Annotated in this window: 1 protein-coding gene; it reads left to right on the forward strand. The window is 58.8% G+C overall.

Annotated elements, in window-relative coordinates; genetic code table 11:
• The first annotated feature begins 34 nt into the window (after positions 1–34).
• Positions 35–15,100 carry an Ig-like domain-containing protein gene (locus tag KAQ61_RS00420; protein WP_244982952.1) on the forward strand — a complete coding sequence of 5,022 codons (15,066 nt, stop codon included), beginning with the start codon at positions 35–37 and terminating at the stop codon, positions 15,098–15,100.
• Positions 15,101–15,259: the final 159 nt, after the last annotated feature.

Genomic DNA, 15,259 nt, shown 5'->3' on the forward strand with positions numbered 1-15,259 from the left:
CGGTGGTGACGCAAAGTCTGTCTACGAAGCCGGTTTGAATCAAGAAGCCTCCAGCGAAACCACTAGCGGCAGCATCGCCGTAAGTGCCAGCGATGGCATCAGCTCCATCACGATTGGTGGCGTGAGCTTCAGCTTGGCTCAGCTGTTGGGGGATGTCAGTTTGCTGCCATCCGTAAATACGGGTGAAGGAACTCTTCGAATCACGGGATACACCCCGGGGGCCAACAACCAAGCAGGCACGGTCAGCTACGAATACACGCTGAATGCTGCCCAAATGCACGCCCCGGCAGAGGGCAACAACACCTTGCAAGACCAGATCGCAGTCACGGTACTGGGCGCAGGTGGAAGTACAGCCGATGGCAGCATCAATATCACCATCGTGGACGACGTACCGGTGGTGACGTTGTCTGGAGCGATGACTGTGGTGGAGGGTGCTGCGGCCATCACTGGTGCGTGGAGCTTGGCTGCAGGAGCCGATGGTGTGACGCCCTCCAACTTCACGATCTCGATCGACGGCGGTGCTGCAAGGACGGTGGCATTGGGCACGGGTATTGACACCGGCAAGGGCACGTTGACGATCAATGCAGACAACACCTGGAGCTTCTTGCCAGCCAACGGTCTGAACAATGCCAGCGGTGTGAACGTGAGCTTCACGCTGAGTGCCAAGGATGGCGACAACGACACGGACAGCAAGACCCACACCATCACGGTGACCGATGGTTCCGGCCCGGTGGTATCGGGTCCCAATGGCGGGGTGATCACCCTGGCACTGGATGACGAAAACCTGGCCAATGGCAACACGTCTGCGAGCCCTGACTTTGCGCAGGATGCCATCACCTTCACGGCAGGCTCGGATGCGATTGCCTCGCTGAAGTTCGGTACAGACCTGGGCACCCTCTCGACAGCCGCAGGCTTGGTCTGGAGCCGAGACTCGGACAACCAGATCGTCGGCAAGATTGGTACTACGACAGTGGTGACACTGGACCTGGCGGCCAACGCAGACAACACCACTGCCACCGTCAAAGCCACGCTCAACAGCAACTACACCGGTCATACAGCGCTGGGTGATGACCTGGCGGCGTTGGGCTCGGTCAAGGTGGTGGCGACCGACATCGACGGAGATACGGCGCAAGGCACGGTCAATGTGACCGTCTCGGACGACGTACCGGTGGTGACGTTGTCTGGAGCGATGACTGTGGTGGAGGGTGCTGCGGCCATCACTGGTGCGTGGAGCTTGGCTGCAGGAGCCGATGGTGTGACGCCCTCCAACTTCACGATCTCGATCGACGGCGGTGCTGCAAGGACGGTGGCATTGGGCACGGGTATTGACACCGGCAAGGGCACGTTGACGATCAATGCAGACAACACCTGGAGCTTCTTGCCAGCCAACGGTCTGAACAATGCCAGCGGTGTGAACGTGAGCTTCACGCTGAGTGCCAAGGATGGCGACAACGACACGGACAGCAAGACCCACACCATCACGGTGACCGATGGTTCCGGCCCGGTGGTATCGGGTCCCAATGGCGGGGTGATCACCCTGGCACTGGATGACGAAAACCTGGCCAATGGCAACACGTCTGCGAGCCCTGACTTTGCGCAGGATGCCATCACCTTCACGGCAGGCTCGGATGCGATTGCCTCGCTGAAGTTCGGTACAGACCTGGGCACCCTCTCGACAGCCGCAGGCTTGGTCTGGAGCCGAGACTCGGACAACCAGATCGTCGGCAAGATTGGTACTACGACAGTGGTGACACTGGACCTGGCGGCCAACGCAGACAACACCACTGCCACCGTCAAAGCCACGCTCAACAGCAACTACACCGGTCATACAGCGCTGGGTGATGACCTGGCGGCGTTGGGCTCGGTCAAGGTGGTGGCGACCGACATCGACGGAGATACGGCGCAAGGCACGGTCAATGTGACCGTCTCGGACGACGTACCGGTGGTGACGTTGTCTGGAGCGATGACTGTGGTGGAGGGTGCTGCGGCCATCACTGGTGCGTGGAGCTTGGCTGCAGGAGCCGATGGTGTGACGCCCTCCAACTTCACGATCTCGATCGACGGCGGTGCTGCAAGGACGGTGGCATTGGGCACGGGTATTGACACCGGCAAGGGCACGTTGACGATCAATGCAGACAACACCTGGAGCTTCTTGCCAGCCAACGGTCTGAACAATGCCAGCGGTGTGAACGTGAGCTTCACGCTGAGTGCCAAGGATGGCGACAACGACACGGACAGCAAGACCCACACCATCACGGTGACCGATGGTTCCGGCCCGGTGGTATCGGGTCCCAATGGCGGGGTGATCACCCTGGCACTGGATGACGAAAACCTGGCCAATGGCAACACGTCTGCGAGCCCTGACTTTGCGCAGGATGCCATCACCTTCACGGCAGGCTCGGATGCGATTGCCTCGCTGAAGTTCGGTACAGACCTGGGCACCCTCTCGACAGCCGCAGGCTTGGTCTGGAGCCGAGACTCGGACAACCAGATCGTCGGCAAGATTGGTACTACGACAGTGGTGACACTGGACCTGGCGGCCAACGCAGACAACACCACTGCCACCGTCAAAGCCACGCTCAACAGCAACTACACCGGTCATACAGCGCTGGGTGATGACCTGGCGGCGTTGGGCTCGGTCAAGGTGGTGGCGACCGACATCGACGGAGATACGGCGCAAGGCACGGTCAATGTGACCGTCTCGGACGACGTACCGGTGGTGACGTTGTCTGGAGCGATGACTGTGGTGGAGGGTGCTGCGGCCATCACTGGTGCGTGGAGCTTGGCTGCAGGAGCCGATGGTGTGACGCCCTCCAACTTCACGATCTCGATCGACGGCGGTGCTGCAAGGACGGTGGCATTGGGCACGGGTATTGACACCGGCAAGGGCACGTTGACGATCAATGCAGACAACACCTGGAGCTTCTTGCCAGCCAACGGTCTGAACAATGCCAGCGGTGTGAACGTGAGCTTCACGCTGAGTGCCAAGGATGGCGACAACGACACGGACAGCAAGACCCACACCATCACGGTGACCGATGGTTCCGGCCCGGTGGTATCGGGTCCCAATGGCGGGGTGATCACCCTGGCACTGGATGACGAAAACCTGGCCAATGGCAACACGTCTGCGAGCCCTGACTTTGCGCAGGATGCCATCACCTTCACGGCAGGCTCGGATGCGATTGCCTCGCTGAAGTTCGGTACAGACCTGGGCACCCTCTCGACAGCCGCAGGCTTGGTCTGGAGCCGAGACTCGGACAACCAGATCGTCGGCAAGATTGGTACTACGACAGTGGTGACACTGGACCTGACGGCCAACGCAGACAACACCACTGCCACCGTCAAAGCCACGCTCAACAGCAACTACACCGGTCATACAGCGCTGGGTGATGACCTGGCGGCGTTGGGCTCGGTCAAGGTGGTGGCGACCGACATCGACGGAGATACGGCGCAAGGCACGGTCAATGTGACCGTCTCGGACGACGTACCGGTGGTGACGTTGTCTGGAGCGATGACTGTGGTGGAGGGTGCTGCGGCCATCACTGGTGCGTGGAGCTTGGCTGCAGGAGCCGATGGTGTGACGCCCTCCAACTTCACGATCTCGATCGACGGCGGTGCTGCAAGGACGGTGGCATTGGGCACGGGTATTGACACCGGCAAGGGCACGTTGACGATCAATGCAGACAACACCTGGAGCTTCTTGCCAGCCAACGGTCTGAACAATGCCAGCGGTGTGAACGTGAGCTTCACGCTGAGTGCCAAGGATGGCGACAACGACACGGACAGCAAGACCCACACCATCACGGTGACCGATGGTTCCGGCCCGGTGGTATCGGGTCCCAATGGCGGGGTGATCACCCTGGCACTGGATGACGAAAACCTGGCCAATGGCAACACGTCTGCGAGCCCTGACTTTGCGCAGGATGCCATCACCTTCACGGCAGGCTCGGATGCGATTGCCTCGCTGAAGTTCGGTACAGACCTGGGCACCCTCTCGACAGCCGCAGGCTTGGTCTGGAGCCGAGACTCGGACAACCAGATCGTCGGCAAGATTGGTACTACGACAGTGGTGACACTGGACCTGGCGGCCAACGCAGACAACACCACTGCCACCGTCAAAGCCACGCTCAACAGCAACTACACCGGTCATACAGCGCTGGGTGATGACCTGGCGGCGTTGGGCTCGGTCAAGGTGGTGGCGACCGACATCGACGGAGATACGGCGCAAGGCACGGTCAATGTGACCGTCTCGGACGACGTACCGGTGGTGACGTTGTCTGGAGCGATGACTGTGGTGGAGGGTGCTGCGGCCATCACTGGTGCGTGGAGCTTGGCTGCAGGAGCCGATGGTGTGACGCCCTCCAACTTCACGATCTCGATCGACGGCGGTGCTGCAAGGACGGTGGCATTGGGCACGGGTATTGACACCGGCAAGGGCACGTTGACGATCAATGCAGACAACACCTGGAGCTTCTTGCCAGCCAACGGTCTGAACAATGCCAGCGGTGTGAACGTGAGCTTCACGCTGAGTGCCAAGGATGGCGACAACGACACGGACAGCAAGACCCACACCATCACGGTGACCGATGGTTCCGGCCCGGTGGTATCGGGTCCCAATGGCGGGGTGATCACCCTGGCACTGGATGACGAAAACCTGGCCAATGGCAACACGTCTGCGAGCCCTGACTTTGCGCAGGATGCCATCACCTTCACGGCAGGCTCGGATGCGATTGCCTCGCTGAAGTTCGGTACAGACCTGGGCACCCTCTCGACAGCCGCAGGCTTGGTCTGGAGCCGAGACTCGGACAACCAGATCGTCGGCAAGATTGGTACTACGACAGTGGTGACACTGGACCTGGCGGCCAACGCAGACAACACCACTGCCACCGTCAAAGCCACGCTCAACAGCAACTACACCGGTCATACAGCGCTGGGTGATGACCTGGCGGCGTTGGGCTCGGTCAAGGTGGTGGCGACCGACATCGACGGAGATACGGCGCAAGGCACGGTCAATGTGACCGTCTCGGACGACGTACCGGTGGTGACGTTGTCTGGAGCGATGACTGTGGTGGAGGGTGCTGCGGCCATCACTGGTGCGTGGAGCTTGGCTGCAGGAGCCGATGGTGTGACGCCCTCCAACTTCACGATCTCGATCGACGGCGGTGCTGCAAGGACGGTGGCATTGGGCACGGGTATTGACACCGGCAAGGGCACGTTGACGATCAATGCAGACAACACCTGGAGCTTCTTGCCAGCCAACGGTCTGAACAATGCCAGCGGTGTGAACGTGAGCTTCACGCTGAGTGCCAAGGATGGCGACAACGACACGGACAGCAAGACCCACACCATCACGGTGACCGATGGTTCCGGCCCGGTGGTATCGGGTCCCAATGGCGGGGTGATCACCCTGGCACTGGATGACGAAAACCTGGCCAATGGCAACACGTCTGCGAGCCCTGACTTTGCGCAGGATGCCATCACCTTCACGGCAGGCTCGGATGCGATTGCCTCGCTGAAGTTCGGTACAGACCTGGGCACCCTCTCGACAGCCGCAGGCTTGGTCTGGAGCCGAGACTCGGACAACCAGATCGTCGGCAAGATTGGTACTACGACAGTGGTGACACTGGACCTGACGGCCAACGCAGACAACACCACTGCCACCGTCAAAGCCACGCTCAACAGCAACTACACCGGTCATACAGCGCTGGGTGATGACCTGGCGGCGTTGGGCTCGGTCAAGGTGGTGGCGACCGACATCGACGGAGATACGGCGCAAGGCACGGTCAATGTGACCGTCTCGGACGACGTACCGGTGGTGACGTTGTCTGGAGCGATGACTGTGGTGGAGGGTGCTGCGGCCATCACTGGTGCGTGGAGCTTGGCTGCAGGAGCCGATGGTGTGACGCCCTCCAACTTCACGATCTCGATCGACGGCGGTGCTGCAAGGACGGTGGCATTGGGCACGGGTATTGACACCGGCAAGGGCACGTTGACGATCAATGCAGACAACACCTGGAGCTTCTTGCCAGCCAACGGTCTGAACAATGCCAGCGGTGTGAACGTGAGCTTCACGCTGAGTGCCAAGGATGGCGACAACGACACGGACAGCAAGACCCACACCATCACGGTGACCGATGGTTCCGGCCCGGTGGTATCGGGTCCCAATGGCGGGGTGATCACCCTGGCACTGGATGACGAAAACCTGGCCAATGGCAACACGTCTGCGAGCCCTGACTTTGCGCAGGATGCCATCACCTTCACGGCAGGCTCGGATGCGATTGCCTCGCTGAAGTTCGGTACAGACCTGGGCACCCTCTCGACAGCCGCAGGCTTGGTCTGGAGCCGAGACTCGGACAACCAGATCGTCGGCAAGATTGGTACTACGACAGTGGTGACACTGGACCTGGCGGCCAACGCAGACAACACCACTGCCACCGTCAAAGCCACGCTCAACAGCAACTACACCGGTCATACAGCGCTGGGTGATGACCTGGCGGCGTTGGGCTCGGTCAAGGTGGTGGCGACCGACATCGACGGAGATACGGCGCAAGGCACGGTCAATGTGACCGTCTCGGACGACGTACCGGTGGTGACGTTGTCTGGAGCGATGACTGTGGTGGAGGGTGCTGCGGCCATCACTGGTGCGTGGAGCTTGGCTGCAGGAGCCGATGGTGTGACGCCCTCCAACTTCACGATCTCGATCGACGGCGGTGCTGCAAGGACGGTGGCATTGGGCACGGGTATTGACACCGGCAAGGGCACGTTGACGATCAATGCAGACAACACCTGGAGCTTCTTGCCAGCCAACGGTCTGAACAATGCCAGCGGTGTGAACGTGAGCTTCACGCTGAGTGCCAAGGATGGCGACAACGACACGGACAGCAAGACCCACACCATCACGGTGACCGATGGTTCCGGCCCGGTGGTATCGGGTCCCAATGGCGGGGTGATCACCCTGGCACTGGATGACGAAAACCTGGCCAATGGCAACACGTCTGCGAGCCCTGACTTTGCGCAGGATGCCATCACCTTCACGGCAGGCTCGGATGCGATTGCCTCGCTGAAGTTCGGTACAGACCTGGGCACCCTCTCGACAGCCGCAGGCTTGGTCTGGAGCCGAGACTCGGACAACCAGATCGTCGGCAAGATTGGTACTACGACAGTGGTGACACTGGACCTGGCGGCCAACGCAGACAACACCACTGCCACCGTCAAAGCCACGCTCAACAGCAACTACACCGGTCATACAGCGCTGGGTGATGACCTGGCGGCGTTGGGCTCGGTCAAGGTGGTGGCGACCGACATCGACGGAGATACGGCGCAAGGCACGGTCAATGTGACCGTCTCGGACGACGTACCGGTGGTGACGTTGTCTGGAGCGATGACTGTGGTGGAGGGTGCTGCGGCCATCACTGGTGCGTGGAGCTTGGCTGCAGGAGCCGATGGTGTGACGCCCTCCAACTTCACGATCTCGATCGACGGCGGTGCTGCAAGGACGGTGGCATTGGGCACGGGTATTGACACCGGCAAGGGCACGTTGACGATCAATGCAGACAACACCTGGAGCTTCTTGCCAGCCAACGGTCTGAACAATGCCAGCGGTGTGAACGTGAGCTTCACGCTGAGTGCCAAGGATGGCGACAACGACACGGACAGCAAGACCCACACCATCACGGTGACCGATGGTTCCGGCCCGGTGGTATCGGGTCCCAATGGCGGGGTGATCACCCTGGCACTGGATGACGAAAACCTGGCCAATGGCAACACGTCTGCGAGCCCTGACTTTGCGCAGGATGCCATCACCTTCACGGCAGGCTCGGATGCGATTGCCTCGCTGAAGTTCGGTACAGACCTGGGCACCCTCTCGACAGCCGCAGGCTTGGTCTGGAGCCGAGACTCGGACAACCAGATCGTCGGCAAGATTGGTACTACGACAGTGGTGACACTGGACCTGGCGGCCAACGCAGACAACACCACTGCCACCGTCAAAGCCACGCTCAACAGCAACTACACCGGTCATACAGCGCTGGGTGATGACCTGGCGGCGTTGGGCTCGGTCAAGGTGGTGGCGACCGACATCGACGGAGATACGGCGCAAGGCACGGTCAATGTGACCGTCTCGGACGACGTACCGGTGGTGACGTTGTCTGGAGCGATGACTGTGGTGGAGGGTGCTGCGGCCATCACTGGTGCGTGGAGCTTGGCTGCAGGAGCCGATGGTGTGACGCCCTCCAACTTCACGATCTCGATCGACGGCGGTGCTGCAAGGACGGTGGCATTGGGCACGGGTATTGACACCGGCAAGGGCACGTTGACGATCAATGCAGACAACACCTGGAGCTTCTTGCCAGCCAACGGTCTGAACAATGCCAGCGGTGTGAACGTGAGCTTCACGCTGAGTGCCAAGGATGGCGACAACGACACGGACAGCAAGACCCACACCATCACGGTGACCGATGGTTCCGGCCCGGTGGTATCGGGTCCCAATGGCGGGGTGATCACCCTGGCACTGGATGACGAAAACCTGGCCAATGGCAACACGTCTGCGAGCCCTGACTTTGCGCAGGATGCCATCACCTTCACGGCAGGCTCGGATGCGATTGCCTCGCTGAAGTTCGGTACAGACCTGGGCACCCTCTCGACAGCCGCAGGCTTGGTCTGGAGCCGAGACTCGGACAACCAGATCGTCGGCAAGATTGGTACTACGACAGTGGTGACACTGGACCTGACGGCCAACGCAGACAACACCACTGCCACCGTCAAAGCCACGCTCAACAGCAACTACACCGGTCATACAGCGCTGGGTGATGACCTGGCGGCGTTGGGCTCGGTCAAGGTGGTGGCGACCGACATCGACGGAGATACGGCGCAAGGCACGGTCAATGTGACCGTCTCGGACGACGTACCGGTGGTGACGTTGTCTGGAGCGATGACTGTGGTGGAGGGTGCTGCGGCCATCACTGGTGCGTGGAGCTTGGCTGCAGGAGCCGATGGTGTGACGCCCTCCAACTTCACGATCTCGATCGACGGCGGTGCTGCAAGGACGGTGGCATTGGGCACGGGTATTGACACCGGCAAGGGCACGTTGACGATCAATGCAGACAACACCTGGAGCTTCTTGCCAGCCAACGGTCTGAACAATGCCAGCGGTGTGAACGTGAGCTTCACGCTGAGTGCCAAGGATGGCGACAACGACACGGACAGCAAGACCCACACCATCACGGTGACCGATGGTTCCGGCCCGGTGGTATCGGGTCCCAATGGCGGGGTGATCACCCTGGCACTGGATGACGAAAACCTGGCCAATGGCAACACGTCTGCGAGCCCTGACTTTGCGCAGGATGCCATCACCTTCACGGCAGGCTCGGATGCGATTGCCTCGCTGAAGTTCGGTACAGACCTGGGCACCCTCTCGACAGCCGCAGGCTTGGTCTGGAGCCGAGACTCGGACAACCAGATCGTCGGCAAGATTGGTACTACGACAGTGGTGACACTGGACCTGGCGGCCAACGCAGACAACACCACTGCCACCGTCAAAGCCACGCTCAACAGCAACTACACCGGTCATACAGCGCTGGGTGATGACCTGGCGGCGTTGGGCTCGGTCAAGGTGGTGGCGACCGACATCGACGGAGATACGGCGCAAGGCACGGTCAATGTGACCGTCTCGGACGACGTACCGGTGGTGACGTTGTCTGGAGCGATGACTGTGGTGGAGGGTGCTGCGGCCATCACTGGTGCGTGGAGCTTGGCTGCAGGAGCCGATGGTGTGACGCCCTCCAACTTCACGATCTCGATCGACGGCGGTGCTGCAAGGACGGTGGCATTGGGCACGGGTATTGACACCGGCAAGGGCACGTTGACGATCAATGCAGACAACACCTGGAGCTTCTTGCCAGCCAACGGTCTGAACAATGCCAGCGGTGTGAACGTGAGCTTCACGCTGAGTGCCAAGGATGGCGACAACGACACGGACAGCAAGACCCACACCATCACGGTGACCGATGGTTCCGGCCCGGTGGTATCGGGTCCCAATGGCGGGGTGATCACCCTGGCACTGGATGACGAAAACCTGGCCAATGGCAACACGTCTGCGAGCCCTGACTTTGCGCAGGATGCCATCACCTTCACGGCAGGCTCGGATGCGATTGCCTCGCTGAAGTTCGGTACAGACCTGGGCACCCTCTCGACAGCCGCAGGCTTGGTCTGGAGCCGAGACTCGGACAACCAGATCGTCGGCAAGATTGGTACTACGACAGTGGTGACACTGGACCTGACGGCCAACGCAGACAACACCACTGCCACCGTCAAAGCCACGCTCAACAGCAACTACACCGGTCATACAGCGCTGGGTGATGACCTGGCGGCGTTGGGCTCGGTCAAGGTGGTGGCGACCGACATCGACGGAGATACGGCGCAAGGCACGGTCAATGTGACCGTCTCGGACGACGTACCGGTGGTGACGTTGTCTGGAGCGATGACTGTGGTGGAGGGTGCTGCGGCCATCACTGGTGCGTGGAGCTTGGCTGCAGGAGCCGATGGTGTGACGCCCTCCAACTTCACGATCTCGATCGACGGCGGTGCTGCAAGGACGGTGGCATTGGGCACGGGTATTGACACCGGCAAGGGCACGTTGACGATCAATGCAGACAACACCTGGAGCTTCTTGCCAGCCAACGGTCTGAACAATGCCAGCGGTGTGAACGTGAGCTTCACGCTGAGTGCCAAGGATGGCGACAACGACACGGACAGCAAGACCCACACCATCACGGTGACCGATGGTTCCGGCCCGGTGGTATCGGGTCCCAATGGCGGGGTGATCACCCTGGCACTGGATGACGAAAACCTGGCCAATGGCAACACGTCTGCGAGCCCTGACTTTGCGCAGGATGCCATCACCTTCACGGCAGGCTCGGATGCGATTGCCTCGCTGAAGTTCGGTACAGACCTGGGCACCCTCTCGACAGCCGCAGGCTTGGTCTGGAGCCGAGACTCGGACAACCAGATCGTCGGCAAGATTGGTACTACGACAGTGGTGACACTGGACCTGACGGCCAACGCAGACAACACCACTGCCACCGTCAAAGCCACGCTCAACAGCAACTACACCGGTCATACAGCGCTGGGTGATGACCTGGCGGCGTTGGGCTCGGTCAAGGTGGTGGCGACCGACATCGACGGAGATACGGCGCAAGGCACGGTCAATGTGACCGTCTCGGATGATGTACCTGTGTCTTTCAGTCCAATCCAGTTGAGCCTTAGTAATACTTCTGGGGCTTCAGGTTCGTCTTGGCTGGATACAGATCACAACATTGACAACAACGTCGGGGCGGATCAGTTGGGTGTGGTCAAGTTTGCAGCATCGTTGAACGGTATGGCTAGTGACTATGTCTCTGGTGGGCAGACCGTTTACTACCACCTGTTGGAGGGCGGAACCCGGTTGGTTGCGACAACTTCGGCCGCAGAGCCAAACCTTGATAAATCGGATTGGGTATTTGAGGTCAAATTCAACCAGGATCATGACATCGGGAGTGCGAACGATGCATTCATGGTCACGATGTATGCCAAGGTGGATGCTGTCCAAGACATCAACTACAGCGGTAAGACTTACGATTTCACTGGCGGCAATACCAACTGGGTGGTCTTTACACCCAAAGGCCAAAACCAAACACCGGTGGATGACAATTCACGCGATTTGCTGATCACTCCCATCGGCAATGCCGTGAAAATCAATGGAACTGCGAATGATGTTGGTGCGGCCAGCAGTGGCAATAGCGGAGGTCAAGCGATTGGCAATGGGGAGGGCGTGCGCCTCAACTTTGTGATTGACGCCACAGGTTCTCCGCTGCAGCAAGACTATGTTCCAGGGACTCCTGGCCATAGCTTTGACGCGCATTACCTGGTCAACAACGCGAGCGTCACGCTGGGGATTAACAACGGCACGACGGCCGCACGGTTTGAAATTGGGACTGACAATGACTACGGTGGCGCCGAAGACAGTTCGGTCAACGATGTCACACACCAAGCCATCAAGTCCGTCATCCTCAACAACAGCATCATCGTGAATGCCGGTACGACCTCTGTGGCTGGCTACACGTTGGTATGGGGGGCTGGAAACCTGAGTGTCAGCATTAGTGGCTTGAAGGGGGGTGATGACGTTGCGATTGTGGGTGTCACGCAGTACACCACCATGGATGTATCTTATGTGAGTGGCACCGCCTTTACGCTCAGCGGGTTCGGCTCATCGGCTGTGACGGAAGACGATGTGAATATCTCACTGCCTGTTCAACTTGTCGATGCCGACGGCGATTTTGTCAACAGCGAATTGGACATCACTCTGACGCAAGCCACAGTGGGTAGTGCTTTCAGCAGTGTGATGGAAAACTCCAGCGATACCGTGAGCGGGACGCTGGCAGTGTCTGCCACTCTGGGAATTACGAGCTTGATGGTAGCTGGCCAGCAGGTCCTTGGAGCTACCTCGCAGGATCCTGTTGTTATCGAGACTGACAAGGGAACGTTGCGTGTGATGGGCTACGACGCTGCCACTGGCTCGGTGTCTTACTCTTACAAGGAGAAAGGCAAGTCCCACGATCACTCTGCTGGCAAAGACAGCATCCACGATGATTTCACGGTCACGGTCAAGACCCAAGATGGCGGAGTTCAAAGCAGCAATCTGAGCGTCCGGATTGAAGACAGCGTGCCAGTGGCCGTTGCTGACGTGAACCATGTCACCGAGGGCATGACCAAGGGCGTACTGGACTTGCAGGGGGTTCTGTCCAACGACACCAGCGAGAACGGGTGGCACCCAGGTCAGGGCGGCGTGTTTGCGGTTGGCGTGGGTAACGACGCCAGCGCGGCCTCGCCGAGTGGCGTGGGCAAGCCGATTGCAGGCACGTATGGCACGCTGACGCTGAATGCCGACGGCAGCTACACCTACCATGCCAACCCCAGCCTTACCCGTGGCGAGGCCCTGTCGGGCAACGCCCAGGATGTCTTCACCTATGTGGTGCGTGATCGCGACGGTGATATGAAGTCCGCGACCTTGACCATCAATGTGAACCAGTTCGTGGGCAGTAACAATGCCGACAACATCATCAACAGCGGTGCTGGCGATGATGTGCTGCTTGCCGATATTGGCGGATCCACGCCGATTACTGTTGCGGGGGTGAACTACAACATCGCGTTGCTAGTCGATTTGTCTACTAGCATGGGACGTGCGGTGGATTCGAATAGTACGTCCTCTTCAGATTCACGGTTGAAGCTTATGAAGGATGCGTTGACGCAATTTGTGGAAAAACTGGCAGACCATGACGGAATTATCAATATTGCCTTGATCGGGTTTAGTACGGATGCTTCGATTAAAGTTTCTTATTCAGATCTGAAGTCTGGAAGTGCATTGACTCAGTTGGAGACTGCAATTGGCAAATTGAGTGCAAGTGGCTATACCAACTACGAAGCTGGATTTAACAAAACGGTCGACTGGTTTACAGGTGCCAACACAACTGCAAGCAAAGATTCAAGCTTCAAGAACTTGACATTCTTCCTGACAGATGGCGATCCAACGGCATACATTAGCAATAATGGAAAAACACAAACGCCAAGTACTGTTGCAACACAAACAACTCTCCAGGAGTCTGTCACTGCATTTAACAAATCTGGTGGTTTGAGTGCAATCAGTGACGTGTATGCGATTGGGATAGGCCCTTCGGTGAATAAGTCGTTCCTGCAGTTCTTTGATACCACCAGCAAGGTTGGTAGTGTTGTTGCGGATATTTCCCCAGAAGCTGACGTTGTTTGGAATTTCAACAATTCAGCGGGTAGTTGGGTGGGAGGTGGCGATCATCAGGCAGTGTCGTTGAATGGCGGCAGATTGGTGTTGAACGATGCAAGCAATAACAACAACGTTGCTGCAACGTATACCAGTTCGGCATTCACCACTTCGCACGCAAATGCGTATATGTCTTTTGATTACCAGCACTCTGGATGGGCGAAGAATGATCGATTTACCTGGGAGTTGCAGAAGCAAGACGCAAATGGCAATTGGGTTGTGCAAGATGGTGGATCTAATGCTGACACTAACACTGGCGCTAACAGTGCGATCACTATGCAATCGGACATTGTGGGGGCAGGCACCTATCGCTATGTGTTTACCGTAGAGGACAAGACCTCAACGAATGAATACCAAGTATTTATTGACAATATTTCAGTCAATTACCCGAGCGGCAGGGATACTGTTTCTGGTTTTGGTGGGCAGCCTGAAATTGTCATGACGGCCAGCGATCTTGAAATTGCGTTGCAAGGTGGATCTACATCTAACTCCCTGGTTGCAGTAGGCAATGACACCGTAAATGGCGGTGCAGGGAATGACATCATATTTGGCGATGTCATCAACACGGATGCTCTGCAATGGGTGGGCCGCGATATGACGACGCTGCCTAATGGTTCTGGCATGTCTGCATTGACCGCTTTCCTCAAGGCTACGGTCACCAGTGGGGTGGAGCCGACCGATCAGCAGATCTACGACTACATCCGCGCCAACCATCAGCAGTTCGACGTGCCAAGCGATACCCGTGGTGGCAATGACAAGCTATATGGCGGCGAGGGCAATGACATCCTCTACGGTCAGGGTGGCAATGACGAGTTGTATGGCGGCAACGGCGACGACAAGCTGTATGGCGGCACGGGCAACGACTGGTTGCTGGGCGGGCAGGGGGATGACATCCTGACCGGCGGCGCTGGCAACGATACCTTTGCCTGGAAGCTTGGAGACGCTGGCACGACCGATGCGCCAGCGCTCGATCGGGTGACAGACTTTGGTAACGGTAACGACAAACTGGATCTGAGCGATCTGCTGGTGGGCGAGCACAGCGATGCTGGCAGCTTCAATCTGACCCAGTTCCTGCACGTTGGTACCGAGACCGTGGCGGGACAGACCCACACGGTGATCAAGGTGTCGAGCACCGGGGAGTTGGGGGCGGGAGGCACTGGCTTTGACCAGCAGATCACTTTGGAGAACGTGAACCTGGTTGGCAGTGAAACGAGCCAAGCGCAGATCATCAGCAACCTGATCTCGCAAGGCAAGCTGCACGTCGACCACTGAGCGTGGCGGGGGCATGAAGAACGCGCAGGCGTTCTTCACCGACCAGGACGCCTGTTGTGTGACAGGCGTCCTTTTTTATGAGCGTCTCCATGCCTGCACAATGGAGGGCGAGCCGCACGAAATGAGAGGTCGAATGCCGCCTGAGCGCTCTATTCCCTG

Source organism: Comamonas aquatica, from assembly GCF_018064205.1.
Taxonomy (GTDB): Bacteria; Pseudomonadota; Gammaproteobacteria; order Burkholderiales; family Burkholderiaceae_C; genus Comamonas; species Comamonas aquatica.